This window comes from Bacillus sp. 2CMS4F (assembly GCF_023161785.1).
Lineage (GTDB): Bacteria > Bacillota > Bacilli > Bacillales > Bacillaceae > Bacillus > Bacillus halotolerans.
In genome coordinates, this window is sequence record NZ_JALNTO010000014.1 from 17,513 (window position 1) to 42,988 (window position 25,476).

General features: G+C 45.3%; 32 protein-coding genes and 1 pseudogene. 27 read left to right on the forward strand and 6 right to left on the reverse strand.

Annotated elements, in window-relative coordinates; genetic code table 11:
* Positions 1-30 precede the first annotated feature (30 nt).
* The 4 genes from MTN95_RS17335 to MTN95_RS17350 all read left to right on the forward strand — a co-directional run bounded on the left by MTN95_RS17335 (position 31) and on the right by MTN95_RS17350 (position 5,396).
* The gene (locus tag MTN95_RS17335) at positions 31-1,299 is read left to right on the forward strand and encodes an MFS transporter (protein WP_248339216.1); all 1,269 of its coding nucleotides are present in this window, start codon (positions 31-33) and stop codon (positions 1,297-1,299) included.
* Positions 1,300-1,386: 87 nt separating this feature from the next.
* On the forward strand, positions 1,387-2,388 hold the full coding sequence (locus MTN95_RS17340; protein WP_248339218.1) for a LacI family DNA-binding transcriptional regulator: 1,002 nt from the start codon (positions 1,387-1,389) through the stop codon (positions 2,386-2,388).
* A 78-nt stretch (positions 2,389-2,466) separates the two neighbouring features.
* A complete protein-coding gene (locus tag MTN95_RS17345; RefSeq protein WP_248339220.1) occupies positions 2,467-3,906 on the forward strand; it encodes a tagaturonate reductase in 1,440 nt (479 codons plus the stop codon).
* Positions 3,903-5,396 (forward strand): UxaA family hydrolase, encoded by a 1,494-nt coding sequence (locus tag MTN95_RS17350; protein WP_248339232.1) that lies wholly within the window; start codon positions 3,903-3,905, stop codon positions 5,394-5,396. The genes MTN95_RS17345 and MTN95_RS17350 overlap by 4 nt, the downstream gene beginning before the upstream one ends.
* Before the next feature lie 38 nt (positions 5,397-5,434).
* Here the strand turns inward: MTN95_RS17350 and MTN95_RS17355 are convergent, their stop codons facing one another.
* Entirely contained in the window at positions 5,435-6,199 is a 765-nt protein-coding gene (locus tag MTN95_RS17355) for a sulfite exporter TauE/SafE family protein (protein WP_044156273.1), read from the reverse strand.
* Positions 6,200-6,530: 331 nt separating this feature from the next.
* Entirely contained in the window at positions 6,531-6,995 is a 465-nt protein-coding gene (locus MTN95_RS17360; protein ID WP_024121045.1) for a DinB family protein, read from the reverse strand.
* Between the two features lie 202 nt (positions 6,996-7,197).
* On the opposite strand from MTN95_RS17360, the gene rapA reads away from it, so the two are divergent.
* Positions 7,198-8,334, forward strand: a complete 1,137-nt coding sequence (gene rapA / locus MTN95_RS17365; protein ID WP_105953663.1) for a response regulator aspartate phosphatase RapA — start codon at positions 7,198-7,200, stop codon at positions 8,332-8,334.
* Positions 8,324-8,458 (forward strand): phosphatase RapA inhibitor PhrA, encoded by a 135-nt coding sequence (gene phrA / locus MTN95_RS17370; RefSeq protein ID WP_024121047.1) that lies wholly within the window; start codon positions 8,324-8,326, stop codon positions 8,456-8,458. Before rapA ends, phrA begins: the two co-directional genes overlap by 11 nt.
* A gap of 32 nt (positions 8,459-8,490) precedes the next feature.
* Here the strand turns inward: phrA and MTN95_RS17375 are convergent, their stop codons facing one another.
* Positions 8,491-8,745 carry a YciI family protein gene (locus tag MTN95_RS17375; RefSeq protein ID WP_248339234.1) on the reverse strand — a complete coding sequence of 85 codons (255 nt, stop codon included), beginning with the start codon at positions 8,743-8,745 and terminating at the stop codon, positions 8,491-8,493.
* Positions 8,746-8,854: 109 nt separating this feature from the next.
* On the opposite strand from MTN95_RS17375, the gene MTN95_RS17380 reads away from it, so the two are divergent.
* Complete coding sequence (locus tag MTN95_RS17380) at positions 8,855-9,802, forward strand: N-acetylmuramoyl-L-alanine amidase (protein WP_248339243.1); 948 nt, start codon at positions 8,855-8,857, stop codon at positions 9,800-9,802.
* Between the two features lie 247 nt (positions 9,803-10,049).
* Here MTN95_RS17380 and MTN95_RS17385 read toward each other — a convergent pair whose 3' ends face one another.
* Positions 10,050-10,277 carry a hypothetical protein gene (locus tag MTN95_RS17385; protein ID WP_024121050.1) on the reverse strand — a complete coding sequence of 76 codons (228 nt, stop codon included), beginning with the start codon at positions 10,275-10,277 and terminating at the stop codon, positions 10,050-10,052.
* A gap of 409 nt (positions 10,278-10,686) precedes the next feature.
* On the opposite strand from MTN95_RS17385, the gene MTN95_RS17390 reads away from it, so the two are divergent.
* A complete protein-coding gene (locus tag MTN95_RS17390; protein WP_227598227.1) occupies positions 10,687-11,298 on the forward strand; it encodes a poly-gamma-glutamate hydrolase family protein in 612 nt (203 codons plus the stop codon).
* A 66-nt stretch (positions 11,299-11,364) separates the two neighbouring features.
* A complete protein-coding gene (locus tag MTN95_RS17395) occupies positions 11,365-12,201 on the forward strand; it encodes a manganese catalase (protein ID WP_248339246.1) in 837 nt (278 codons plus the stop codon).
* A 45-nt stretch (positions 12,202-12,246) separates the two neighbouring features.
* Here MTN95_RS17395 and MTN95_RS17400 read toward each other — a convergent pair whose 3' ends face one another.
* Both MTN95_RS17400 and xre read right to left on the reverse strand, forming a co-directional pair.
* Positions 12,247-12,843 carry an ImmA/IrrE family metallo-endopeptidase gene (locus MTN95_RS17400; protein WP_024121053.1) on the reverse strand — a complete coding sequence of 199 codons (597 nt, stop codon included), beginning with the start codon at positions 12,841-12,843 and terminating at the stop codon, positions 12,247-12,249.
* A 161-nt stretch (positions 12,844-13,004) separates the two neighbouring features.
* Positions 13,005-13,346: an HTH-type transcriptional regulator Xre gene (xre, locus tag MTN95_RS17405; RefSeq protein WP_024121054.1), complete on the reverse strand. Its 342-nt coding sequence runs from the start codon at positions 13,344-13,346 to the stop codon at positions 13,005-13,007.
* Between the two features lie 178 nt (positions 13,347-13,524).
* Between xre and MTN95_RS17410 the strand changes: the two genes are divergently transcribed.
* From MTN95_RS17410 to MTN95_RS17495, 18 genes and pseudogenes are all read left to right on the forward strand, one after another.
* Entirely contained in the window at positions 13,525-13,704 is a 180-nt protein-coding gene (locus MTN95_RS17410) for a hypothetical protein (protein ID WP_105953658.1), read from the forward strand.
* On the forward strand, positions 13,691-14,527 hold the full coding sequence (locus MTN95_RS17415; RefSeq protein ID WP_105990648.1) for a phage portal protein: 837 nt from the start codon (positions 13,691-13,693) through the stop codon (positions 14,525-14,527). The genes MTN95_RS17410 and MTN95_RS17415 overlap by 14 nt, the downstream gene beginning before the upstream one ends.
* Positions 14,427-15,227: an ATP-binding protein gene (locus MTN95_RS17420; protein WP_202852830.1), complete on the forward strand. Its 801-nt coding sequence runs from the start codon at positions 14,427-14,429 to the stop codon at positions 15,225-15,227. The genes MTN95_RS17415 and MTN95_RS17420 overlap by 101 nt, the downstream gene beginning before the upstream one ends.
* The gene (locus MTN95_RS17425; RefSeq protein WP_105953655.1) at positions 15,227-15,394 is read left to right on the forward strand and encodes a hypothetical protein; all 168 of its coding nucleotides are present in this window, start codon (positions 15,227-15,229) and stop codon (positions 15,392-15,394) included. Before MTN95_RS17420 ends, MTN95_RS17425 begins: the two co-directional genes overlap by 1 nt.
* Before the next feature lie 93 nt (positions 15,395-15,487).
* Entirely contained in the window at positions 15,488-15,838 is a 351-nt protein-coding gene (locus tag MTN95_RS17430; RefSeq protein WP_207203504.1) for a phage portal protein, read from the forward strand.
* The gene (locus tag MTN95_RS17435; protein ID WP_024121060.1) at positions 15,825-16,031 is read left to right on the forward strand and encodes an XtrA/YqaO family protein; all 207 of its coding nucleotides are present in this window, start codon (positions 15,825-15,827) and stop codon (positions 16,029-16,031) included. Before MTN95_RS17430 ends, MTN95_RS17435 begins: the two co-directional genes overlap by 14 nt.
* Positions 16,032-16,147: 116 nt before the next feature.
* Positions 16,148-16,657 (forward strand): sigma-70 family RNA polymerase sigma factor, encoded by a 510-nt coding sequence (locus MTN95_RS17440; protein WP_248339249.1) that lies wholly within the window; start codon positions 16,148-16,150, stop codon positions 16,655-16,657.
* Between the two features lie 117 nt (positions 16,658-16,774).
* On the forward strand, positions 16,775-17,566 hold the full coding sequence (locus MTN95_RS17445) for a terminase small subunit (RefSeq protein ID WP_202852828.1): 792 nt from the start codon (positions 16,775-16,777) through the stop codon (positions 17,564-17,566).
* A complete protein-coding gene (locus tag MTN95_RS17450) occupies positions 17,563-18,864 on the forward strand; it encodes a PBSX family phage terminase large subunit (protein ID WP_105990652.1) in 1,302 nt (433 codons plus the stop codon). The genes MTN95_RS17445 and MTN95_RS17450 overlap by 4 nt, the downstream gene beginning before the upstream one ends.
* Positions 18,865-20,355, forward strand: coding sequence for a phage portal protein (locus MTN95_RS17455; protein ID WP_044156250.1), 1,491 nt, complete (start codon positions 18,865-18,867; stop codon positions 20,353-20,355).
* A 19-nt stretch (positions 20,356-20,374) separates the two neighbouring features.
* Positions 20,375-21,202, forward strand: a complete 828-nt coding sequence (locus tag MTN95_RS17460) for an XkdF-like putative serine protease domain-containing protein (protein ID WP_024121065.1) — start codon at positions 20,375-20,377, stop codon at positions 21,200-21,202.
* Between the two features lie 21 nt (positions 21,203-21,223).
* A pseudogene (locus MTN95_RS17465) lies at positions 21,224-22,162 on the forward strand (phage major capsid protein); the annotation flags it as partial.
* A 23-nt stretch (positions 22,163-22,185) separates the two neighbouring features.
* The gene (gene yqbG / locus MTN95_RS17470; RefSeq protein ID WP_101860761.1) at positions 22,186-22,569 is read left to right on the forward strand and encodes a protein YqbG; all 384 of its coding nucleotides are present in this window, start codon (positions 22,186-22,188) and stop codon (positions 22,567-22,569) included.
* Entirely contained in the window at positions 22,566-22,922 is a 357-nt protein-coding gene (locus MTN95_RS17475; protein WP_101860760.1) for a YqbH/XkdH family protein, read from the forward strand. Before yqbG ends, MTN95_RS17475 begins: the two co-directional genes overlap by 4 nt.
* Complete coding sequence (locus MTN95_RS17480) at positions 22,919-23,407, forward strand: HK97 gp10 family phage protein (RefSeq protein ID WP_105990656.1); 489 nt, start codon at positions 22,919-22,921, stop codon at positions 23,405-23,407. The genes MTN95_RS17475 and MTN95_RS17480 overlap by 4 nt, the downstream gene beginning before the upstream one ends.
* A gap of 12 nt (positions 23,408-23,419) precedes the next feature.
* Positions 23,420-23,860, forward strand: a complete 441-nt coding sequence (locus tag MTN95_RS17485; protein WP_105953650.1) for a phage tail terminator family protein — start codon at positions 23,420-23,422, stop codon at positions 23,858-23,860.
* 2 nt (positions 23,861-23,862) lie between these two features.
* Positions 23,863-24,075: a YqzN/YkzM domain-containing protein gene (locus tag MTN95_RS17490; RefSeq protein ID WP_059336109.1), complete on the forward strand. Its 213-nt coding sequence runs from the start codon at positions 23,863-23,865 to the stop codon at positions 24,073-24,075.
* Positions 24,075-25,475: a phage tail sheath family protein gene (locus MTN95_RS17495; RefSeq protein WP_105953649.1), complete on the forward strand. Its 1,401-nt coding sequence runs from the start codon at positions 24,075-24,077 to the stop codon at positions 25,473-25,475. Before MTN95_RS17490 ends, MTN95_RS17495 begins: the two co-directional genes overlap by 1 nt.
* Position 25,476: the final 1 nt, after the last annotated feature.

Sequence of the window (25,476 nt, forward strand, 5' to 3'; positions counted from 1 at the left end):
ATACTGAACCAACATAGGGGTGAGGTTGAGATGTTTTCAAAAGATAAGCTTCCAGTCATCCTTTTTTTGTTCCTGGCTGGTGTGATTAACTATCTGGACCGTTCGGCATTGTCCATTGCAGCTCCATTCATTCAGGATGATCTCACACTGTCCGCTACACAAATGGGCTTGATTTTCAGCAGTTTTTCGATTGGATATGCCGTTTTCAATTTTCTTGGCGGTGTGGCATCCGACCGCTACGGAGCAAAATTGACCTTATTTGTGGCCATGGTCGTTTGGTCGCTGTTCAGCGGAGCAGTTGCATTGGCTTTTGGCTTTGTCAGCCTGCTGATCATACGAATTTTGTTTGGAATGGGGGAAGGGCCGCTTTCGGCGACCATCAATAAAATGGTCAATAACTGGTTTCCGCCGACTCAGCGGGCGTCTGTTGTCGGAGTCACAAATAGTGGAACGCCCCTTGGCGGAGCCATTTCCGGCCCAATTGTCGGCATGATCGCCGTTGCATTCAGCTGGAAGGTTTCCTTCGTTCTCATTATGATCATCGGATTGATTTGGGCTTTTCTCTGGTTAAAATGCGTAAAAGAAAAGCCGGCTGAACCAATGGGCAATGCACCTGCGATGAAAGTTGAAGCCGCTCCCGAGGAGAAAATTCCGCTGACCTTTTATCTGAAACAAAAAACAGTCTTGTTCACGGCGTTTGCTTTTTTCGCTTACAACTACATCCTCTTCTTCTTTTTGACGTGGTTTCCGAGCTATCTTGTCGAGGAGCGGGGATTAAGTGTTGGGGCAATGAGTGTCATCACAGTCATTCCGTGGATTTTAGGATTTATCGGCCTGGCAGCCGGGGGATTTGTTTCGGACTATGTATACAAAAAAACAGTCCGGAAAGGCGTGCTGTTTTCGCGTAAAGTCGTGCTCGTCACGTGTTTGTTTTCTTCCGCGGTATTGATTGGTTTGGCTGGGCTTGTCACCACAACTGTAAGCGCTGTTACACTCGTGGCTCTGTCTGTCTTCTTTTTATATTTGACGGGCGCGATCTACTGGGCTGTTATTCAGGATGTAGTCGACCAAAAGAATGTCGGTTCTGTTGGCGGATTCATGCATTTTCTCGCCAACACCGCAGGCATCATCGGTCCCGCTTTAACCGGCTTTATTGTTGACCGGACGGGTACTTTTTCTGGCGCATTTTTACTTGCCGGAGGGCTGGCCGTCTTCGCTTCACTGGCTGTCATCCGTTTTGTGCGGCCGATCATCGGCAGCGCAGCAGGAACGCATGCTGATGATACGGTTTCTTATTAATCTGGAAATATAGTGGGAGAGGCGGTGTGTTTGATGATACAATATGTAATAACGAATCGCAGCCGGTATGATAAGGAAGGGAAATAGATGGTAACCATTAAAGATATCGCAAAACTTGCAAACGTATCCCACACAACCGTTTCCAGAGCACTCAATAACAGCCCTTATATTAAAGAACACACGAAGAAAAAAATATTGGAGCTTGCATCACAGCTCAACTATACACCGAATGTGAATGCAAAAAGCCTTGCAATGCAAAAATCCCATACGATCGGGCTTTTCTTTACAAGCATCACAAACGGAACCTCACACAGTTTTTTCGCTGATACCATAAAAGGCGTAAACCAGGCAATCAGCGAGGAGTACAATCTGTATGTGCGCGGCATTGATGATCTGAAAAGCTATGACTCTGTAACATCAATGAGATATGACGGCATTATTTTAATGAGTCAAAGCGATATTGATAATTCTTTTATTTATCATATTCGGGAAAAAAAGATCCCGCTCGTCGTGCTGAACCGGGATATCGATGACAGGGGCATTACCAACATATTGTCCAATGACAAGGAAGGTTCTCAGGAAGCTGTAGAATACTTGATTAAAAACGGACATCAAGACATCGCCATCATTGAGGGAATCGAAGGATTTAAATCCTCTCAGCAGCGAAAGGAAGGCTACTTAGCAGCGCTGATTCGCCATCATATACCGATCAAACATGAATACAGTGTAAAAGGGCAATACGATATGGAGAGCGGCTTTCAGGCGATGGAACGCCTGCTGGCGCTTCCGAACACTCCAACTGCTGTCTTTTGTTCGAATGATGACATGGCGATCGGCGCAATGAATGCCATATTTGCCAAGGGGATGCGCGTGCCTGATGATATATCTGTCATCGGATTTGATGATATTGGTTTTTCGCAATATATCACGCCAAGGCTTTCTACAGTGAAACGTCCTGTTGAAAAAATCAGCGTGCTCGGTGCAAAAAAATTATTGGCGCTGATCAGCACACCTGATACGAAAGCAGAAAAAATCTTTGAAAACACAGAGTTTATGGTGCGTGATTCAGTAAAAGATGTCACGACATGATGCCCCGTTTTTCCAGCGGGCATTCTTTATACAGAGAAATGTTAACGTGTGCATAAATCCGAAAGGGAGGCAATGACGGTGCAAAAGCTGAATAAAAAATTGTACGAAAGCTATACACAGTATCCGGAAAGGATTCTCCAGTTTGGAGAAGGAAATTTTCTGCGGGCGTTTGTCGATTGGCAAATTGAGCAATTGAATCGACATACTGATTTCAATGGAAGTGTCGCAGTTGTACAGCCGAGAGGTTCAGAGAAAATCAAAAGATTAAATGACCAGGATGGCTTGTATACTCTTTTTTTACAGGGAATGAAGGATGGAGAAGCGGTAAACGAAAAGATGATTATCAATTCAATCAGCCGCGGGATTGATCTGTTTTCCGACTATGACGAGTTCAAAAAGTTGGCTTCAAGCGAAGCACTGCGTTTTATCATTTCTAATACGACCGAAGCTGGTATTGTTTGTGAGACAGAGGACCGCTTAGAGGATAGGCCGCAAAAAACATTTCCAGGGAAATTAACAGCTTTTCTGTACTTTCGCTACCAGGCTTTTGCCGGAGACGAGACAAAAGGGTGTGTCTTGATTCCGTGTGAGCTGATTGAGAATAACGGGCAAAAGCTGAAGGAAGCGATTTTGCATTATGCTGATCTATGGGAGCTGGAAGAGGGGTTTGCGCAATGGATTCAGAACGCCAACACGTTTTGTAATAGTTTAGTAGACCGCATTGTTCCCGGTTTTCCTGTAGACAGCATTAATGAGATCACTGCGGAATTAGGCTATCAAGATGAACTGGTTGTTGTGGGAGAACAGTATTATTTATGGGTGATTGAAGGGCCGAATTGGATTGGAGAAGAATTGCCCTTTGCGGCAGCCGGTCTTCATACAAAGATTGTCAGCGATCTGACCCCATACAGGACGAAAAAAGTGAGAATTTTAAATGGCGCTCATACGGCAATGACGCCAGTGGCTTCTTTATACGGTTTGAAAACGGTGCGTGATTCAGTTGAACATCCGGCAGTGGGGCGCTTTGTTGAGGAGCTGATTCATGATGAAATACTTCCTGTTTTGAAAATGGAAGGGCTTACTCAATATGCGGAGGATGTGCTGAGTCGCTTTAAAAACCCGTACATCAAACATTATGTGGAAAGCATTGCACTGAATTCAGTATCAAAGTTCAAAACGAGAAACCTGCCGACCCTTCAGGAATATGTTGAACAAAAGGGACAGCTTCCTGCACGTTTAGTGTTTTCATTCAGCGCGCTTCTGTTTGTTTATCGAAAGAAGGAAATGCAGGATGACCCGGCTGTTCTTCAATTTTTCCAAGAGGTTTGGAATCAGGAGACCGGAGATATGCTCCGTATCGCTTCAGCCTTATTAGGAGAACAATGGCTGTGGGGAGCAAATCTGAATGAAATTCCGAAGCTGACTGAGAGAGTCGCTGATTACTTGAATTATATTCAAGAACTGGGAATGGAGCGGGCTCTTGAACAATGCTGTCTGCAAAGGGGGAAAGTGCTGTGAAATCATTTATAAAGATTCATAGACAGGATAATGTTTTGCTTGCTCTGCGTGATATTCAGAAGGGAGAGCGGCTGAATGCGGGCGGCGTGATGATTGAAGTAAAAGATGATATTAAAAGAGGCCATAAGATTGCATTGCAGCATATAAAGGAAAACGACAGCATCATCAAATACGGGTTTCCGATCGGGCATGCGTTAAAAGATATTTTTATTGGGGAGCATATTCATGTTCATAATACAAAAACAAATTTATCTGATATCCAAACGTACAGTTATACACCGAGATTTGAACAAAATCCATACACACATGAGGAGCGGACATTTAAAGGATATAGAAGAGAAAACGGCAATGCCGGTGTTCGCAATGAATTGTGGATCGTGCCAACCGTCGGCTGTGTCAATGGAATTGCCGAAAAAATGCTTCAGCGGTTTGTCAGAGAAACGGGGGATATTGCCCCGTTTGACAACGTATTAGTGCTAAAACATCAATACGGATGCTCACAGCTTGGCGATGATCACGAAAATACTAGGCAAATCCTGCTGAACGCCATTCGCCATCCAAATGCCGGCGGTGTCTTGGTGCTGGGGCTCGGCTGTGAAAATAACGAGCTGGCAGCAATGAAAAAAGCGCTTCAGGATGTCAACAAGGATCGGGTGAAGTTTCTCGAATCCCAGTCAGTGACAGACGAAATGGAGGCGGGTGTCGCATTGCTGAAGGACATCCATGAAGCGGCCAAAGAGGATAAACGGGAAGACATCCCGCTTTCTGAACTGAAAATAGGGTTGAAATGCGGGGGGTCTGACGGTTTTTCCGGCATCACAGCGAACCCATTGCTCGGACGATTTTCTGATTATATCATTGCACAGGGAGGCAGCACGGTGCTGACGGAGGTGCCGGAGATGTTCGGTGCGGAAACGCTGCTGATGCAGCGGGCTGCCAATGAAGAGGTATTCCATATGATTGTCGATTTAATCAATGATTTTAAACAATATTTTATACAGCATGATCAGCCGGTGTACGAAAACCCTTCGCCAGGAAACAAAGCAGGCGGCATTTCCACCCTTGAGGATAAATCGCTGGGCTGTACGCAAAAGGCGGGGATTTCTCCTGTCTCAGATGTATTAAAATACGGTGAAGTGCTTAAGACAAACGGACTGACGCTATTGAGCGCGCCTGGCAATGATTTAATCGCCTCCTCCGCATTGGCTGCGGCCGGCTGCCACATTGTTTTGTTTACAACGGGGCGAGGCACGCCGTTCGGCACTTTTGTTCCAACGGTAAAGGTGGCGACGAATACACAGCTGTACGAGACGAAGCCGCACTGGATTGATTTTAACGCAGGTCTCTTAGCAGAGGATGATGTTCATGAGGAATTTGTGCTTCGTGAGTTTATCGATTATATCACGAAGGTTGCAAGCGGAGAGCTTGTGAATCACGAAAAAAATGACTTCAGAGAGCTTGCTATTTTTAAATCGGGTGTGACGCTATAAACCAAGAAAGGCTATCCTGTTAAGGATAGCCTTCTTGATTAAATCAGCTTTAATCCGCTGATTAAGATAATGGATGCCATAATAAATTGCAGCGGACGGGGTGAAAATCTAGGTGAGAGATGACTGCCAACCAGCACTCCCGGTATGGATCCGATAAGCAAATTGGCCGCTAACAAATAATCAACGCTCCCGAAGCTTGCGTTTAAAATACCTGCCGCAGTAACGAGCAGAAAAGCATGCGCAATATCTGTCCCGACAATGTCGGATGTTTTCATTTTAAATAAGTACAGCATAGCAATCGCAAACAACGAGCCGGAACCGATCGACGTCAAGCCGACGATAAATCCAAACACGACACCGATAAGAATCGTAAGCATCCGCTTATCTTCGAGCGGCATCAGCTGCCAGCGGTTCGGGCGAAGTTTTTTGTCCAGAAACAGGCGGACGATGATCGAAATGGCAACTAGGGTCAACACATAACCAAGAGCGTGTTTAATAATCTCTTCCTGATGCTGGTGGAAGGCGGGGAACAAATGAAGTATGCCAATGGCTATAGAAGCACTCGGAATACTGCCGATGGCTAAGTATTTTACCAATTTAAAATTGATTGTTTTCTGCCGCCAATGGGACGCAACACCAAACAGCTTGGTGATCGAGTTATAGACAAGGTCCGTACCGACTGCAATGGAAGGATTGATTCCAAGCACTATTAAAAGAGGAGTTAAAAGCGCAGCTCCGCCTACACCTGTCAATCCGACTAAGACACCGACTAACAAACCCATCAAAATGATGCTAACACTCATGATAAAGGCCTCCTGAAAACCCGACTATTTTTATCAGATTATATATGATTAGGTCGCTTTAATCAATTAAATTTTTTGAATATTTGTACGTGTGTTTCTTTGATTTTTGTATGCTCAATATCTTTATTCATTTGCCCTATAATGAGTGTCAGGACGAGATGGGATTGAGTTTGATCGGTTAAAACAGGTCATTCGGGGCGGTATTTGGCTGAATGAGATCAACCAGTCAGCCAAATACCGGCTGTCACTGGGAATCGCGGTGTGTTGGATACGGTAGTGAACTGAAGGCAATAAAAAAAGATACCTTTAGATCAGGTATCTTTTCTTTAGGTTACATACGCTGCTGATAAAACGGCAGCTCCGTATGGCCCATTTCTCTTACATAAACAAACAGGTTGCCTTTATGGTGAATTTCATGCTCCATCGCAAGCTGAAGCAATGCGCTGCCAGTGACTTTTCTTCCGAAAGTGGCTGTCAGGTCAATTTCTCTGTCAAGGTGTTCCTCAGTGAGCTGCTCAAGGATGGCAGCCGTTTTTTCTGTAAACGTTTTAGCCAAAACATTGAGATCTGTTTCCGTTTCTTCCTGCTGGTTTTGAAAAGGTGAGGCATTGCCTTCTTTAATGACATTTGCGAACAGATGGAAAGTCGTCAGGATGTGCTTGACAAGCTCTTCTGCTGACATTGATGTTTCCGTCGGTTTGTAGCTGTAATGATTTTTGCTGATTTTTTCTGTCAGCTCAATCGTCACATTGCGATGTGACAAAAAATGACTCACAATTTGAGTGGATTGGCTCAATAGAATCTCCTCCATATGTAAAAATAAATGGTGCAATGAAATCCTATATCAATGGGCATAAATTAACAAGCAATATGCTGAGAAGTGATTGTATTTTTTGCGGTTAGCCGAAATTCGACAATTGCGGTCTTTTTGCGTTCTTCTTTTTCTTGTAAATATGATAAAATATGACATATCTCGGGTATATAAAAGGGGGGATTAATTGAGGATGAAGCAGACTATTCCGTCCTCTTATGTCGGGCTTAAAATTAATGAATGGTATACCCATATCCGGCAGTTTCACGTAGCTGAAGCCGAACGGGTCAAGCTCGAAGTAGAAAGAGAAATCGAGGATATGGAAGAAGATCAAGATTTGCTGCTGTATTATTCTTTAATGGAATTTAGGCACCGTGTTATGCTGGATTACATTAAGCCTTTGGGGGAGGACACCTCGCAGCTAGAGTTTTCAGAATTATTAGAAGACATCGAGGGGAATCAGTACAAGCTGACAGGACTGCTCGAATACTACTTTAACTTTTTTCGCGGGATGTATGAATTTAAGCAGAAAATGTTTGTCAGTGCCATGATGTACTATAAGAGGGCAGAAAAGAACCTTGCCCTTGTGTCAGACGACATTGAAAAAGCTGAATTTGCTTTTAAAATGGCTGAGATCTTTTACAATTTAAAGCAGACTTATGTCTCTATGAGCTATGCCGTTCAGGCGTTAGAAACGTATCAGATGTATGAAACGTACACTGTCCGCAGAATCCAATGTGAATTCGTTATTGCAGGTAATTATGATGATATGCAGTATCCAGAAAGAGCATTGCCCCATTTAGAACTGGCTTTAGATCTTGCAAAGAAAGAAGGCAATCCCCGCCTGATCAGTTCGGCCCTTTACAATCTCGGAAACTGTTACGAGAAAATGGGTGAATTGCAAAAGGCAGCCGAATACTTTGAGAAATCTGTTTCTATTTGCAAGTCGGAAAAGTTCGATAATCTTCCGCATTCTATCTACTCATTAACACAAGTTCTGTATAAACAAAAAAATGATGCCGAAGCGCAAAAGCAATATCGTCAAGGATTGGAAATCGCCCGTCAGTATAGTGATGAATTATTCGTGGAGCTTTTTCAATTTTTACATGCGTTATACGGAAAAAACATTGACACAGAATCAGTCTCACACACCTTTCAATTTCTTGAAGAACATATGCTGTATCCTTACATTGAAGAGCTGGCGCATGATGCTGCCCAATTCTATATAGAAAACGGACAGCCTGAAAAAGCACTTTCCTTTTATGAGAAAATGGTGCACGCACAAAAACAAATCCAGAGAGGAGATTGTTTATATGAAATCTAAATGGATGACAGGTTTGTTGCTCGTTGCGGTCGGGTTCAGCTTTACTCAGGTGATGGTCCATGCAGGAGAAACAGCAGATACAGAGGGAAAAACATTTCATATTGCGGCACGCAATCAAACATGATGATGACAAAAAAAGACCCTCAGGGGTCTTTTTTATTTCAGATTCCATTCCTTTATGGCCAGCTCAGAGGACCCGCTGGACACCAATGGATCAGCTTGTCCGATTTCGCGCGCCTCTTCCAGTGAACCCGCTTTGATAACGTATGCTCCGCCTGTGGCGTCGCTGAAATGCCCGAACATTTTTAAGCGTTTTTCTGCCTGCAGACGGTCCAAAAATTCATAGTGTCCGGCTGCATGCTCCTGATTGAATTGATCTGTTCTCGTAGTCAGTATTAAGTACGTATTCAAGAATGTCCCCTCCTTTTGAACTTTAGCTTAGCACAATTATCCATATAGCGGTGCTTTTCGTCCTACGAATGCCACCTATTGATGAAAAAAGAAAAAGGAGAGATGATAGGTGAGCATTCAAGTGAAGAAAAATTTGGTTTCTGAGGCGAAGTACGCGCTGAAATGCCCGAATGCGATGTCCGCTGAATATATTACCATTCACAACACGGCAAACGACGCGTCCGCTGCCAACGAAATTAGCTACATGATCGGAAACACCAGCTCGACAAGCTTTCATTTCGCGGTTGATGATAAAGAGGTGATTCAAGGATTGCCGCTTAACCGTAACGCTTGGCATACTGGTGACGGCACAGACGGTACAGGCAACCGCAAGTCGATTGGCGTTGAAATTTGCTACAGCAAATCGGGAGGCCCAAAGTACGAGGCAGCTGAGGCATTAGCGATCTCTTTTGTGGCACAGCTTTTGAAGGAGCGGGGCTGGGGAATTGATCGAGTCAGAAAGCACCAAGACTGGAACGGAAAATACTGCCCGCACCGCATTTTATCAGAGGGGCGCTGGGAGCAAGTCAAGGCGGCAATTGAAGCGGAATTAAACGGCAGCGTTTCAGCGAAAAAGGCTTCTTCTTCTGCGCAAGTGTATCATGTGAAAAAAGGAGATACGCTGTCCGGTATCGCAGCATCACACGGTGTCAGTGTGAAAACTCTGCAAAGCTTAAATCACATCACTGATCCAAATTACATTAAAGTCGGACAGGAGATCAAGCTTTCCGGGACCGCCTCTTCCTCTAAAAGCCATGCCGCATCCTCTTATCCGCTGCCATCGGGGGTAATCAAAGTAACGAGCCCGCTGACAAAAGGCACAAAAGTAAAGCAGGTTCAGACTGCGCTGGCAGCTCTTTATTTTTATCCTGATAAAGGGGCGAAGAATCATGGGGTTGACGGTGTATATGGGCCAAAAACAGCAAATGCTGTCAAACGCTTTCAATCTGTCAGCGGATTAACGGCAGACGGCATTTACGGGCCGAAAACGAAAGCTAAAATTGAACAAAAACGATAATGAAAAAAAGGAAGCTTCACTTGAATGGAGCTTCCTTTTTCCCTTACAAACAAACGGCAGCGAGAACCTTTTGACTGATTTGGCACAGCAGGAGAGTGCCGCGCCATAATAGGATGTTAAGAGTTATGAACAATTTGCTGGGCACGAAGTTGACAAGAAATCTAGAAAAGCAAAAACCTTCGAGCAATAAAATAGAAAATAAAAAGACCCGGTGATCACCGGGGAAAAGAAATAGAAAGTTACAGGTTTAGTAATACTTTTTATATTCTACTTTGTAATCATAGTCATGTTTGTCATGGTCATAACACTTTTTGCCGTGGTCATAATATTTTTTGTCATGGTCATAGTACTTTTTGTCGCAATCATAATCTTTCTCATGATCATCATAATACTTTTTATCGTGGTCGTAATACTTCTTGTAGTACTTCTTTTTGTAAGTGTAATACTCTTCTTTATATTTTTTATAATAACCCATACTAACCCCTCCTTTAATGTTTGATCAGTTTTATTATATGGATTAAAAAAGAGATGGTATGGTCAAATGTATTCGTCATCAAAAAAAGGCTGTTTTCAAAAACAAACTGATAAAAATGGATAGCGTGCCAGCTTACATAAGCCTTTTAAAAGAATGATTTATAACATTTATACTTAATCCACCTGTAGATCGACCGCATAAGGCTCCCATTTAAACGCCGCAGTTTTTCTTTCTAGTAAAATAAGTGCTTACTTTTCTATCGCCTCAGCTGTTGACAGAGTTGACACATTCCAGCAATGTATCGATAAATCCCTTCATATATCTCCTGATATGGAAATACGATAAAAAGGTTTTCATTCATAGATGAGTAGAGTAAACTGGTGCTGACTGATAAAGGAGAGCGCTTAACATGAAAGATATGTATGACAGTTTTTTAACTCTTTCTGCGTCTGAATCGGAATACCGGATTATTTATGAAGAGAACAGCGGGAGCGAGCATATTGTCATCGGTCCTCACGGCGGAAGAATTGAGCCGGGCGTCAGCGAACTGGTGCGGGCATTTGCTGATCAAAGTTCCATTTATATCTTTGAAGGATTGAAGCAGCGCAACAACCGTTCGCTCCACCTGACAAGCACTCGTTTTGATGAACCGCTTGCCATAGAAAAAGTAAACGCCCACCGATTCGCGCTGGCATTTCACGGCTATCGTGATCTGAAAAAGCCGCATACATTGGTCGGGGGGGCGGATCGGATAAAAGCAGAAGCCATTTGCGAGTTGCTGAATGAGGCAGGTTTCAGTGCGGAACTGGTCAGTGAAAAAGACCGGCTGGCAGGTGTTCATCCGCAAAATATCGTCAATCGGACGAAAAGGGAGATGGGGCTGCAGCTGGAACTGAGTACGGCGCAGCGGAGCGCGCTGTTTCACAATTTTGGCTGCCGTAAGGGACAATACATAGAAAACAATCTTTTTTCTCGATATGTGAATGCCGTTAAGCTTGGTTTTTATGGAAGAAGCAAGTAGGACCTGCAATAACTGCCCATTCCTTCATATGCTGTGATTGTTTGAATGCGCAGGGAGGAATAAACGATGTTTTATCATATTAAAGAGCTTCAATATCAGGCAAAGCCTTCCCATCCGGATCCTGTTTATGCAAAAAAGCTCCAAGAGGTGCTGGGCGGCCAATTTGGTGAAATTAGTGTGATGATGCAATATTTGTTTCAGGGTTTTAACTGCAGGGCGGATGCCAAGTATAAAGATTTGCTATGTGATGTGGGGACGGAAGAGATCGGACATGTGGAAATGTTGGCTACGATGATTTCCAGGCTTCTGGATGATGCTCCCGCTGATGTACAGGAGAATGCTTATAAAAGCAACCCCGCTATTGCAGCAGTGATGTCAGGGATGAATCCTCAGCACGCTATTGTGTCCGGCTTGGGTGCGATGGCATCAGATAGTGAGGGTTATCCGTGGAATGCAAAATACATTATCTCAAGCGGAAATCTGCTGGCGGATTTCCGTGCAAACTTAAATGCGGAAGCCCAGGGGCGCCTTCAGGTGACACGGCTTTACGCCATGACTGATGATCCCGGTGTAAGAGATATGCTGTCATTTTTGATTGCAAGGGATACTTATCATCAAAATATGTGGTATGCAGCGATTAAAGAGCTGGAAGAAAGAGAACGGGATATTGTCGTTCCCACGACATTTCCGCGTGAGCTAGAAAAGCAGGAAGTATCCTATGACCTGTTTAACTTTTCCAGAGGGGATGAAAGCTCAGAGGGAAGGTGGGCTCATGGCGAAGCCTTTGATGGCCGGGGCGAGTTCAGGTATATCCCGGCTCCGATTGCATTTGGTCCGGAACCTCATCTTAAACCGGCACCGAAGTGGTTGCATGATACGATGCCTCCCATGTCAAAATGCTAGTTTCTCTGCCGGGCTGAGGACATATGTCCCCAGCCCGTTTTCATGTCAGCCACGCCTTCTGATATTGTACAGTGCTTTTGCTTCCGCTACCTGTAATGGGGGCTGATCTTCCTCATATTCCGCTTTTGGCCGCTTATCAGATAATAAATAAGCAAGCCGCTTCTGAAATTGAATACCTGCTTTACGCCGTTCAAACATTTCAAGTCTTTTCTCAGCAAAGTCCTTTGTTACCCGGAATACCGTCGCAATGGTTGCAAGAGCCTGACTTCTCCATTGCGGCAGTTCCATCTGCAACAGCATAAAGGTTGGCACACAGAAGTGGTACATAAATTGGTTCGCCTGAAATTCCTGCAGCTCCCTGAAGAGCTTGTTCATCTGAAAATGATTGCCTGCATGCTTTAATACGTGGCACAGTTCATGGCCAAAATCCTCCCATTGCTCTTCCTGGGACTTTTTTTGGTTCAATATGATACTGTACATGCCGTCGTATTTCACCATCATGCTTCCCATATCCTCGAAATGAACCCAAATATCTAGATCGTTTGCGATTTTCAGCATGTCAATGTGATGGGGAGAGGTGATGCCCAGCCTGCTGTATAAATTTTTTACGTATTCCTCCAGATGTGATAAGTAATCGCCCAATTGAATACTCCCTTTCGAACATACGTTCTGTTTATAGCGAGAAAGAAAAGCCCGTTTAGGACTAAAAAGTGTGTTGAAATCTTTCCCTTTTCTTTAAAAAATAAACACTTTTTTCTTTATATCGGTCTATTTTTTATATGTTTTAGAGAACAGAGAATTATTTATTTGTTTTTCGGTTTCCGGTTTTTCTCTTTTTCTTTTAAATAGTTGATAAATTCGATGGCCTGCTGCTTGCTTTCCGGGGAAAAATCCTGCATATCCCGGTATGCGAGCTGCAAGTCCGGATCAGAAAACATATCATCATCAGATTTTTTTTCTTTTCCTGTTAATAAGTAATCCGTTGTCACTTGGAAGTAATCAGCCAGCTTTTGCAGTGTGTCGTAATCAGGTTCGCTTCGCCCGTTTTCATAATGAGAATATCGTGCGCGCGATACACCGATGTGAGATGCGATTTCTTCCTGTGTCCTTTTTCCTCTGAGACTCTTCAATCTGCCGCCTATCATACTATGACCTCTCTTTTTTTAACTCCCTAAGTTACTTATGATTATAGATACAATCTGTATCAAAATAAAGCTATGATAAAAAAAGTATCAAAAATAACTTGATGATACGGAATGTATCGTTTATACTTGGTAACAGTTGATACGAATTGTATCAAAAACAAATCGGGAGAGTGATCATATGCATCCGATTCAAATCGTTTTTAGTGAACATCCGATAGATCAGCGCCATCTCGGACAATCCGGCGGCTCCATTTCTTTTACGGCATGCGGCCTTCCGGTATTCCATTTTGAAAATCGAGAACAATTTCAAGCATACTTGCTGTTAAAAGAAGAGGTGAAACGCAATGAAAAGGGATAAAAGCTATCCTTTTCCCATGTATTCAGGGCTCTTGAATTCAGAACATTATGACAAAATAGGCTCGGCCCTGTGGCTGTTTCTCTGGTTTATCAGCTCAACGACAAAAGAAATTGAGAAGGACGGCGTGAGCTGGGGAATTGTGCTCGGCCATAAGCCATTAAAAGCAAGAGAGATGGCGGCCGTATTCGATGTAAGTGAAAAAACAGTCAGAAGATGGCTGGAGCTTCTTGAAAGCCATGGATACATAAAGGCTGCCCGCGCGCCATACGGACTCATGATTTCTGTGAAGCACTCTAAAAAATTCAGCTTCAGATCGGACAAAACTGCACACCGCAGCGATAATGAGCGGTCATTTTCGCCGCTGGCACAGGACAAAGAAGACCGCTCTAATATAGATAAAACAAAAACATATACTGCTGCTGATGATGCAGTGGATCACATTGCGAAGCGGTTTACACAATTACGGTCGGCTCAAGAAGGACGCACCGTGTATCCTTCCTCCAGAGATTATCAAGCCATCGCCCGTATTGTCGCCATCGGCGTTCCCGTAACGCAAACAATCAAATGGCTTGAGGAATGTTTTCAAGCTTTTGAAAACCGGCGAACCGCTGCTTCAGAAACGATAAAGGCCTTTCGCTACTGTTCGAAATTCATCGAAGACCGATTTTTCGCGCAGCAAGCCAAAAAGACCGCTGCAATACAACATGAGAGGAATGAAAGTAATGACAAAACATACAATCGAGCAGATTTTAGACGAGTTGAGAAAAGGGAGACGTCCATTACTGGCGGACAAACCGGCCGAATCAGACACAAGCCGGTATGATTGCCAGCGATGCAAGGATCAGGGAGGATATCTCAGCCGGCAAGACGGTCTGGAAGTGTGGACAATGTGCAGCTGTATGGCAGAACGAAAAGTGAAACGGCTGCTTGGCGCAAGTGAAATTACACCTGCTTTCAGACAGCTTGGCTTTCATGAATTCCGCACCCAAGGGAAGCCGCAGGCCGTCAAGGACGCGTTTGAATGCGCCAAAGAGTTTGTGGCGGATTATGAACAAATCAAGGACAGCCGGAAAAACAGCATCGCCCTTTTGGGTCAGCCTGGTTCCGGGAAAACACATCTTCTTACCGCTGCGGCCAATGACCTGATGAGAAAGCGCCATGTGCCGGTCATTTATTTTCCATTCGTCGAAGGCTTTATTGATTTAAAAAATGATTTTGATCTTTTGGAAGCCAAGCTGAACCGAATAAAGCAGGCAGATGTGCTGTTCATTGATGATCTCTTTAAACCGGTAAACGGCAAACCGCGCGCCACTGATTGGCAGCTGGAACAAATGTATTCCGTTTTGAACTACCGCTACTTAAATCATAAACCGATTCTGCTTTCAAGCGAGCTTACGATTGAAACGCTCGTCCGGGTTGATGAAGCGATCGGCACGAGAATCTATGAAATGTGCAGTGATTATTTAGTGATTATCAAAGGAACAGCGTATGACCTGAATCATAGATTGGAGGGCATCAGATAATGTGCAAGCTCTGTAAGACAAAGAAAGTAATTGTTGAACATACCGGGATCGGAACGGTTTTTCATCCATGTCCGAACTGCCGGTCCGGCAATGATTTAACGCCTGTTATTCAAAAGCTGGAACAAATGCTGACAGCCGGAAAAGCGGGGCTGAATGCCCGTGATTAAACAGCTGGCTGCTCTGTTCGCGTTGCTGTTTCGGGCGAAGCGGACAGAAAAAAACATCGAACAATGGTACAAGGATGACGGGAAGTGAAGCAGATGCCGGAAACAAAACAATTTGAAATGAGTCCTGCGCCGTGGCGTGCTGTCGCATGCGGGGATGAGAAGCCAATTTATATCTATTCTGCTTACAGTGAAGAAGAAAAAGAGAGATTCCCTTATTCAAACGGCCGGCTGATCGCCGCTGTATTTGACCTCAGCTCTTTTTCGCAAATAAGCAATGCCAACTTGATGGCAGCCGCACCTGAGCTGAAGGAAGCGGCTAAAGCGGCGCTGGATTTTCTGAACGGGAATTCCGCTCATTCCAAGGAGCACATCATAAAGGTATTAGAAGAAGCCAACAAAAGCGCTGAACCCGAAAGGAAGGAAATGACACATGATCAACCCTAAAAAACTCGTAAATATTGATTCCATCACGCTTGACAGCCAGCTTGAGGATGGGAAAATCCGCGTTATTATAGTCGACGGCATAAAGCAAGAAGCCTGGATCACAGAAGCTCCGGAGCACGGGAAAACGCTTGTTGAAACGAGAAAGGGAGACCTTGCCCGCGTAGAATTTGAAATCGGCTACAAATTAAATTAAAGCGAAAAAAGAATACGTCCAAGACGGAAAGCCTGCGGACACTGATCAACATGCACAGCATTTGTGCGTTGATTGGTGTCCGCTTTTTTATTGCACAAATGAGGAGGAATCATAGAATGCAAGACTTATTATTTGAATATAAACGCACATTAAAACAAACAAGAACACAATATAAGTCGCTCGCTGAAGCAGATGAATCAGTGCTCTCAGCTGAGGACATGAAGGATAAAAAGATTATCAGAAACATCATCACAGACCTTGAATATGTAACAGAATGGCTTGAAAAAGGAAGACAGCCCGGCATCAGACGGGCGATTGACCGGCGTGATGCGTATCAGCGGCTGATGATCAAAGATCCAAGAATCATAGAATCATTTTCTTGCGATATGATGTTTGAGCCGGACGGACAGGTATCTGAGGAAGACAGGGAGAGAATCCGAGAAGCTTTATCCCTTTTAACGGACAGGGAGAAAGAAATGTTTTTGCTGCACAAGGTGGAATGCTTTTCTTATGAACGCATTGCCGATCTTCTTGGCGTCAAAAAATCAACTGTGCAGACAACAATCAAACGGGCTTTATTAAAGATGCAAAGACAGCAGGAGGAAATAAACCGATCGCTTGCCTGAATGCTTGTCATACGTTTGCCACCTATAAGTGAAAAGAGCATGACACATAAGCGGCCGGCATAACCAGCCGCTTTTATGAATAGAAATCCATGCTGGAGGTGGCGGTGATGCCGTAGCATGAAAACACAACAGAGAGAACAAGCATTAGCAATCTATCAGCACCATCAGGGAAATATCACAAACAGGGCCATTGCAGACACAATCGGTGTTTCGGCGAAAACAATCGGCATCTGGAAAAAACAGGACGGATGGAAAGAAGCCTTGTTTTCTGAAAACGGACATAAGCAGCGCCGCATAGAAAACGATGAATTAAATGAACGGCAGCGGCTGTTCTGCCTGTACTACGTAAAAAGCTTCAATGCGACACAGTCAGCGATCAAGGCGGGCTATTCTCCGGACAGCGCCCATGTGACGGGCTGCAGGCTGTTAAAGAATGAAAAGGTTGCCGCTGAAATCAGGCGGATAAAAAAAGAAATGGTGAATGAAGTGTTTATTGAAGCGATGGACGTTTTGCAGGTATATGTCAAAATCGCGTTCGCCGATATTACGGATTATGTGACCTTTGGCAAAAAAGAGGTGCAGGCCGTCGGAAAGTCGGGACCGCTGTTTGATGAAGATGATAACCCGATCATGAAGGAAATCAGCTTTGTCGACGTCAAAGACTCCGGTCTCGTTGACGGCACTATTGTCACGGAGGCAAAGCTCGGCAAGGAAGGCATCGCCATTAAGCTTGCCGATAAGATGAAAGCACTTGAAAAGCTGTCATTATACTTTGATTTGTTTCCGGATCAATTTAAACAAAAAATAGAAAAAGAGAAGTTAAAGCTCGCAAAACAAAAAGCGGAAAAAACTGATGACGGCCGCGAGCCAATTGAAATCATGATCAAACGAAAAGAGGACAAGGCATGATTGTAAAAGAAATCAATCCTCATTTTGAAGATTACGTGTTCAATTGGGAGCAGACGTACCAGTTTCTCGTCGGCGGCTACGGCTCATCCAAAAGCTATCATACGGCGCTGAAAATCGTGTTAAAGCTGTTGAAGGAAAAGCGGACGGCGCTCGTCGTACGAGAGGTGTTCGATACCCACCGGGATTCGACCTTCGCTTTATTTGAAGAGGTGATTGAAGAGCTTGGTCTCACGAAGGCAGCCGCAGCACTTTCTTCCCCGCTTCAGCTGCGGTTTCAAAACGGCAGCCGGATCATGTTCAAAGGAATGGACAACCCGGCGAAGCTGAAATCTGTTCACAACATTTCTTTAATATGGATTGAAGAGTGCTCTGAGGTGAAATATGAAGGCTTTAAGGAATTAATCGGCCGTCTTCGCCACCCTGAGCTGAAACTGCACATGATTTGCACCACCAATCCTGTCGGCACCTCCAATTGGACGTACCGGCATTTTTTTCGGGATGAACGCAATCAGCGGTTTGTGCTGGACGACAGCGAGCTTTATGAAAAGCGGACACTTGTCAGGAGAGATACGTATTACCATCATTCCACGGCAAACGACAACCTCTTTCTCCCCGAAAGCTATATCAAGCAGCTTGACGGACTGAAGGAATATGATCCTGACTTATACCGAATTGCCCGTAAAGGCAGGTTCGGCGTCAATGGAATCAGGGTGCTGCCGCAGTTTGAGGTGCTCCCGCACGACCGTATCGAAGAACGTATTGCCGCCATCAGCAAGCCGATCCTTCGCACAGGCATGGATTTTGGTTTTGAAGAATCCTACAATGCTGTCGTCCGTCTCGCCGTCGATCCTGATAAGAAATATCTCTACATTTATTGGGAGTATTATAAAAACAAAATGACAGATGACAAGACGGCTGAGGAACTGCGGGAATTGGCTGAAACACAGGAAATGATCAAAGCCGACTCCGCTGAGCCGAAAAGCATTCAATATTTCCGCCAGCAGGGTTTTCGGATGGTCGGAGCCAGGAAGTTTCCCGGCTCCAGGCTTCAATACACCAAAAAGGTCAAACGCTTCAAAAAAATTTTCTGTTCGGACCGCTGTGAAAATGTCATCTATGAGCTCAAGACACTGACGTATGCCAAAGATAAAAACGGTGCGCTGATTGAGGATGAATTCACGATCGATCCGCATACGTTTTCTGCTATTTGGTATGCGCTTGATGATTATGAGGTCGCAGATGTGAAGGAAACAGCGCAAAAACGAATCCGTCCGAACCGAGAAAGGAGGAGGTCATAAATGCCGCACAATCAAACAGTCAGAGCAACGGTTTTAAAAGCCAATGCATCTGCTCCTCAGACAAAGCAAATTTATGAAGACGACTTTTCTGATTTGTACGGAGAGGATATCATCGCTCCGCCCTACAATATCACCGAGCTCAAAACAATTGCTGAATACTCAACCATTCTTCAGCAATGCATTGATGCGTACAGAGTGAATATTACTGGTTTTGGTTTTGATGTGGAGTACACGTTTGATGTCAACGCCACTGATGTCGACCAGGCGAAAAAGAAAAAAGCGGAAAAAGACTGGGCCAGACTTGAAGCCTTTTACAAATGCCTTCACTTTGATGAATCTGCTGAAATGATTTTAGGCTATGCCATTGAAGACAGGGAAAAAACCGGAAACGGCTTTATGGAAGTGCTTCGCGACGGGATGGGAAAACCCGCCGGCATTGAATATTTGGATGTGAAATATATGCGCGTATGCGGAGCCGGCGAGCCTGTCGAAGTATCTTTTATGTATGAAGAAAACGGAAAAGTGAAGAGAATCAAAAGGCAAAAACGGTTTCGGAAATTTGTGCAGATGATCAATGGAAAAAAAGTATTTTTCAAAGAATACGGCGATCCTCGAAAACTGGACATGCGCACGGGCGAATATGTCAGCACACTGGCTGAAAAGCACCAAGCAAACGAAGTGATTCATCTTAAAATCGGAAGCGGCGTATACGGCGTGCCCCGCTGGGTAGGCAATATCGTCAATTTATACGGCGCCCGGAAAGCGGAAGAGCTCAATTTTATGTACTTTAAGCAGGGGCGTCACGTACCCGCGGCGATTACGGTGGAAAACGGGATGCTGTCTGAAGCTTCTTACCGGGAACTGCAGGAGTATATGAATGACCTTGAAGGTGTGGAAAACGCCCATAAATTTCTTCTGATTGAGGCGGAAGGCATCGCGAAGGAGAAGGACCTTCACGGCGGTGAAGATATCACGCCGGTTTCTGTGGAAATCAAATCCCTTGCGGAAATCCTGCAAAACGACGCCTTGTTTCTTGAATATGATGAAAAAAGCAGAAATAAGCTGCGCTCTGCTTTCCGTCTGCCGCCGCTTTATACGGGAGAAGCTCAGGAATACAACCGGGCTACGGCTGATACAGCGAGAAAAATTACGGAGGAGCAGGTGTTTCAGCCAGAGCGGAAAACGCTTGTCAACAAATTGAACACACTGCTTTTGCCGGAGCTGAATCTTCATGATGTGAGGCTGACATTAAAAGGACCGGACTTTCGTGATCCGCTTGAGATTGCGAAAGTGCTCGGTCCTTTTATTACAGCTGGAGCCGTTTCGCCGAATGATTTGCGAGACCTTGCCGGACGGGTGCTCGGCAAAACGCTTGAGGAGTGGCCGGAGGACATTTACAAACGCCCTGCCGGACAGGATGCTGAAAAGACAAATCTGACAGCACTTATGCAGGAGCTGAAGGACAGCATCGAAGATATCAAAACGTCCTGAAGGGAGGTGAATCAAGCAGGTGGCGCGGGAATTGAAAAATGCCAAAATCAGCTTTGTCAGCTATGTGGACAAGGCGGCAAACCAGACAGAATTTTTCTTTACGAAGTCAGCCGAACCTCCGTCATTTGAAAAAAAAGTTCGGCTGTTTACGAAAAGCGAGCAGGATGAACAAAAGCTCGTATACGGAATTGTGTATGAGCCTGATGTTCCAGATGCCCACGGCGACTATATGACCGCAGAAGAAATTGAAAAAGCGGCGCATGGCTTTCTTGCAGACGCGCGGGAGATTGATATCAATCACAGCTTTGAAGGCGGCACAGGCGTGGTCGTTGAATCCTATGTGGCGCCCGATGATTTTATCATCGGAACAAAACGGATTACAAAGGGCTCGTGGGTGCTTGTGACAAGAGCGTCAGATGAGGTGTGGGAACAAATCAAAGCCGGCATCATCACCGGCTACAGCATGGCGGGCACTGCTGATGTATATGAAGAAGAACCGGTTGAAAAAGCCGGATTTCTAAGCGTGTTCAAGCAGCTGCTGGCCGACAAAACAGGAAAGGAGACTGAAGAAATGAGGAAAGAAGACATGAGGGAATCAATCGAGCATGCGCTGTATCCGTTGCTCAAACGGCTGGAGACAATTGAAAAAAACACAGAAACAGAGGAAAAACCGGAGCAGACGGGAGATGACGAGCGCCTGAAGAAGCTCGTTGAGGACATGATTGCCCCGCTGATCGAACGCATTGAAGCCCTGGAAAAAGCTCGGGGAGCCTCTAAACAGACGGCGGACGATGCGGCCGGCAATACAGAGCAAGTCAAAAAATCAATCTGGAGCGGACTGCTGTAAACCAGTCAAAGAGGAGGAAATCAATTGAGAAATCAAGAGATCATTCGGAAAGCGGAAATGTCGCTTTCTGCTTTAAAAAGCGGCGGGCTCATGAACCCTGCACAAGCATCAGCTTTTATCCGCATGGTGCAAAACACGCCGACGATTTTCAGTGAATCCCGCGTGATTCAAATGGAAAACGATTCGCAAAAATTTGAAAAAATCGGCTTCGGCCAGCGTATTTTGCGCGCGGCTCAAGAAGGAAAGGCGCTGACAACAGACGAACTGACGGTTCCGACGACAAGCACTGTCCAGCTGAACACAAAGGAAGTCATTGCGGAAATTAACATTACGTACGACACGCTCGAAAACAATATTGAAAAAGGCGGACTGCAGCAGACGATCATGCAAATTTTAGCAGAGCGGGCGGCAGTTGATATTGAAGAGCTGATCGTAAACGGAGATACTGCATCAGCAGATCCATACCTGGCGCAGCTGGACGGCATCCGTAAACAAGCAGTGTCCCACATCGTCGATATGAACGGTGAAGAACTGTCGAGAGCGACATTTAAAAAAGGCTTAAAGGCTGTTCCGCCGAAATATTTGCGCATCCCTCAGGAATTCAGATTCTATACGTCGCACGGCTTAGAAGTTGAATGGAAGGACCGCGTGGCGGACCGTCAGACAAATCTTGGGGACCAGGCTGTTCAGGGCGGCTTGTCCACAGCATTCGGCGTACCGGTAAAAGGGGTATCCAATATCCAGCCGTACGCAGTTGGAGAGGGAGACGCGCAATATGATGCGTCCGATATCATTCTGACACATCCGAAAAATATCATTCTCGGCTTCTCACGCAATATTCGAATTGAAGTCGACAAGGATATCCGCTCCCGTAAGTTCATCATTGTCTTAACGGCGAAGCTGGACAGCAAGTTCGAGGAAGAGGATGCCTGCGCTAAATTAATTAACGTAAAAGAATAATCGAAATGGGGTGGCCAGCTTATATGCTCATCGAACCGACGGACGTTGCCGCCTATTCGGTCTATGACCAGGTGAAAAACAGGCCGGAAGAACTGCTGGCGCAGGATATCATCGAGGCGGAATCGGAAGCGGCCCTCATTACAGGGCACAGCTTTACAGACAGCATCTACGACCCGCTCCCTGAAAAGGCGAAATTAGCTTTGCTGAAGCTCGCCCAATACTTTGCGCTAGTAAACAGCGACGAATCAGCCGCATCAAGCTATCAGTCTGAGAAAATGGGGGATTACTCTTACACGGTTTCCGGTGAAGCCGGCATTCAAAAGCCCGATGTATATCATTTGCTGGAAGAGTTTATCGCACCGGACTATGTTCCGGAGTCTGCCAGATTGAAGGTGCGGTCGTTATGAGTTATCAGCAGATGCTGATCCATCGCTGTGATATTTATCATGAAACAGCGCAGCCGCCGCCGGCAGGACGATTCGGAATTCCGGCGGACAAGCTTCAGCCGGTATTTTCATATCCGAATACACCTGATGAAGAAAATGTCCCTTGCTACTTTACAGAAAAAACGCAGCAGCTGATTCAGGAGGAGCCTGATCAAACCGTGTATCACAGCTTTCTTGTCCATTTTCCATTCTCTGCGGATATCCGGATGAACGACAAAATCATTTGGCAACACAACAGTTATATTCTGAAGCTGCCAAAAAAGATCAGACACCATCATTGGGAAGTCATCGCTGTCAGAGATGAAAGTCTATGAAGATAGCGGGACTTAAACAGCTGAACGCATCGTTAAAAGAAGCGGCATCCGGCGGTTTTTCCCGCGAGGCGTCCCGGTGGCTTGAAGAGTGCGGGCAAGATTTTCTGGAGATCGTACAATCTGAACTCATCAGCACGCAAACGATAGATACAGAAAAACTGCTCAGCTCCTTTCAGAAAGGCTCAGAGGACAACCTCTGGAAGATACAAAGCGGCGGACTCTCACTTGAGGTCGGGACCCAGCTTGAATATGCTTCTTTTCTCAATGACGGCCACTGGACGTCGAAAGCGGACGATGTGAGATGGGTGCCGGGGCATTTTCAAGGCTCACGGTTTATCTATGATCCGGCTTCTTCCACAGGCATGGCACTCAAGAAAAAATGGATACCCGGCACGAGCTATTGGGAGCATGCACTGCTTCTATATGAACAGCTGTTTGCAAAATCAATGGAACATAAATTGCGCCAGTGGCTGAAAAAGATGTAAAGGAGGAGCGGGATGAACAGCGAAACAGGATCGATCATGGCTTTTTTGTACAGCCAGTGGTCTGTTCCCATTTATGAAAGCGAGCTGCCTGATCAGTTTCAAGTGCCGTCTTTATATGTCCCTGCGCCATCTGTTTTTGAAGAAACAGATACAGTCTCCACGTTTAAAAAAACCTACAGTCTCAATGTGAAGCTGTTTCATCTTGACTCCGTGCAGGCGCTGGATGAAGCGGACAGGCTCGCGGATGCCATCAGAGAAGCGAGAAATATGATACCGCTGCTCAGTGAATCCGGTGAGAAGACAGGGGATATGCTTCGCATCACCCGAATCGAGACGAGGGTGGGAGACAGGGGCGAGGCGGTCATGGTGATCAGGTGGAGCAGCCGATATTATTATCACAAAACAGAACAGCCTGTCTTACAGGATATCGATATGAACAGCGGGGTGAAATAGCGGTGGCAAAGCAGAAACAAGCGAAGGCTGTACATACAGAGAGCCGGGAAGCACTTTTTGATACAGCGGATTTGATCAAGCACGCAAAGGAACTGTTCGGCGTTAAGCCGGAGATCCTTCAGGGGGCTTTATTTGGCGTGGACAAAACACGCCTGACGAAATCAGAGGCAAGTCAATTGATACAAACATTTTTAACTAAGGAGGTCATGCAATAATGAATGGCGGAACATTTACAGCAGGAAAAGAAAAGGACCGTGCAGGCATTTATTTCAATTTTAAAACGACGGCACAGGAACGGGTGTCACTTGGTGAACGGGGGACGGTCGCACTTCCTGTCGCATCAAGCTGGGGCGAAGCGAAAACATTCGTCTCCATTTCAAGCGTGGAGGATTTAAATAAAAAAGTGGGTCTCAGCATCGACGATCCATCTTTATTACTGTTGCGTGAAGCGAAGAAAAACGCGAAAACGGTATTGATGTACCGCCTCACTGAAGGCGTCAGAGCATCTGCCGATATTGCCGAAGGCGTTAAAGCGACTGCTTTATACGGCGGATCAAAAGGGAATGACATCATCATCCGCATTAATGAAAATGTACTGGATGCAGCATCATTTGATGTCGCAACGTATATGGATGAATCAGAAGTGGATAAACAGACTGTCAAAAAAGCTGAAGAATTAACAGCAAACGGCTATGTGACATTTACCGGAACAGGAGATCTTTCCTCTTCAATTCCGCTGACTGGATCAGAGGGAGACACGGCTGCCGAGACGCTGAACGCATCTGCGGGAATCCGTCTATCCGGCGGTACGGATAAAGCGCCGGTCAACTCAGACTATACCGATTTCTTGGCTGCGGCTGAAACGGAGAGCTTTGATGTCATCGCTTTGCCGGTTGCAGAAGGAGATCAGCTGAAGGCGACCTTTGCCGCATTCATTAAGCGTCTGCGTGACGGTCAAGGGCAAAAAGTCCAAGGGGTAACAGCCAATTACAGCGGTGACTATGAAGGTATCATCAACGTGACAGAAGGTGTGCTGCTGGAAGACGGAACAGAAGTGACACCGGACAAAGCGACGGCGTGGGTAGCCGGTGCAAGTGCGGGAGCAACCTTTAACCAATCTCTCACATTTGTGGAGTATGAAGGTGCCGTTGATGTCTTAAACCGCCTTGACCACGACGCGATTGTGGAACGCTTAGGCAAAGGTGAATTTTTATTCACATTTGACGCCCGCGATAAATCGGTAAGCGTAGAAAAAGACATTAACTCACTTGTCACGTTTACGGCTGAGAAAAACAAGAAGTTTGCGAAAAACAAAATCGTCCGTGTACTCGACGCCGTCAATAACGATTTAACACGCGAGCTGAAAGCCTTAATCAAATCAAGAAAAGGCAGCGGAAGCGATATTCCGGCGTCTGAAGACGGACTTCAATATGTGAAAACGATGATCACGCAATACATGACAACGCTTCAGGATGCGGGCGGTATTACCGGTTTTGATTCTGATCAAGATATCACAATTTCAATGAATGAAGACCGTGACGGCTTCTTGATTGACCTCGCTGTACAGCCTGTCGACGCAGCAGAAAAATTCTACTTTAATGTGGAGGTAAACTAAT

Bases quoted from the DNA above. Each gene is read 5' to 3' on its own strand.
- MTN95_RS17410 (WP_105953658.1), top strand. From the start codon at position 13,525: ATGCATCCGATTCAAATCGTTTTTAGTGAACATCCGATAGATCAGCGC.
- MTN95_RS17440 (WP_248339249.1), top strand. From the start codon at position 16,148: ATGCAAGACTTATTATTTGAATATAAACGCACATTAAAACAAACAAGA.
- MTN95_RS17450 (WP_105990652.1), top strand. From the start codon at position 17,563: ATGATTGTAAAAGAAATCAATCCTCATTTTGAAGATTACGTGTTCAAT.
- xre (WP_024121054.1), bottom strand. From the start codon at position 13,346: ATGATAGGCGGCAGATTGAAGAGTCTCAGAGGAAAAAGGACACAGGAA.
- MTN95_RS17420 (WP_202852830.1), top strand. From the start codon at position 14,427: ATGACAAAACATACAATCGAGCAGATTTTAGACGAGTTGAGAAAAGGG.
- MTN95_RS17385 (WP_024121050.1), bottom strand. From the start codon at position 10,277: ATGGGTTATTATAAAAAATATAAAGAAGAGTATTACACTTACAAAAAG.
- MTN95_RS17415 (WP_105990648.1), top strand. From the start codon at position 13,691: ATGAAAAGGGATAAAAGCTATCCTTTTCCCATGTATTCAGGGCTCTTG.
- MTN95_RS17480 (WP_105990656.1), top strand. From the start codon at position 22,919: ATGAAGATAGCGGGACTTAAACAGCTGAACGCATCGTTAAAAGAAGCG.
- MTN95_RS17495 (WP_105953649.1), top strand. From the start codon at position 24,075: ATGAATGGCGGAACATTTACAGCAGGAAAAGAAAAGGACCGTGCAGGC.
- phrA (WP_024121047.1), top strand. From the start codon at position 8,324: ATGAAATCTAAATGGATGACAGGTTTGTTGCTCGTTGCGGTCGGGTTC.
- MTN95_RS17395 (WP_248339246.1), top strand. From the start codon at position 11,365: ATGTTTTATCATATTAAAGAGCTTCAATATCAGGCAAAGCCTTCCCAT.
- MTN95_RS17475 (WP_101860760.1), top strand. From the start codon at position 22,566: ATGAGTTATCAGCAGATGCTGATCCATCGCTGTGATATTTATCATGAA.
- MTN95_RS17435 (WP_024121060.1), top strand. From the start codon at position 15,825: ATGATCAACCCTAAAAAACTCGTAAATATTGATTCCATCACGCTTGAC.
- MTN95_RS17335 (WP_248339216.1), top strand. From the start codon at position 31: ATGTTTTCAAAAGATAAGCTTCCAGTCATCCTTTTTTTGTTCCTGGCT.
- yqbG (WP_101860761.1), top strand. From the start codon at position 22,186: ATGCTCATCGAACCGACGGACGTTGCCGCCTATTCGGTCTATGACCAG.
- MTN95_RS17355 (WP_044156273.1), bottom strand. From the start codon at position 6,199: ATGAGTGTTAGCATCATTTTGATGGGTTTGTTAGTCGGTGTCTTAGTC.
- MTN95_RS17390 (WP_227598227.1), top strand. From the start codon at position 10,687: ATGAAAGATATGTATGACAGTTTTTTAACTCTTTCTGCGTCTGAATCG.
- MTN95_RS17340 (WP_248339218.1), top strand. From the start codon at position 1,387: ATGGTAACCATTAAAGATATCGCAAAACTTGCAAACGTATCCCACACA.
- MTN95_RS17455 (WP_044156250.1), top strand. From the start codon at position 18,865: ATGCCGCACAATCAAACAGTCAGAGCAACGGTTTTAAAAGCCAATGCA.
- MTN95_RS17445 (WP_202852828.1), top strand. From the start codon at position 16,775: ATGAAAACACAACAGAGAGAACAAGCATTAGCAATCTATCAGCACCAT.
- MTN95_RS17430 (WP_207203504.1), top strand. From the start codon at position 15,488: ATGCCGGAAACAAAACAATTTGAAATGAGTCCTGCGCCGTGGCGTGCT.
- MTN95_RS17425 (WP_105953655.1), top strand. From the start codon at position 15,227: ATGTGCAAGCTCTGTAAGACAAAGAAAGTAATTGTTGAACATACCGGG.
- MTN95_RS17485 (WP_105953650.1), top strand. From the start codon at position 23,420: ATGAACAGCGAAACAGGATCGATCATGGCTTTTTTGTACAGCCAGTGG.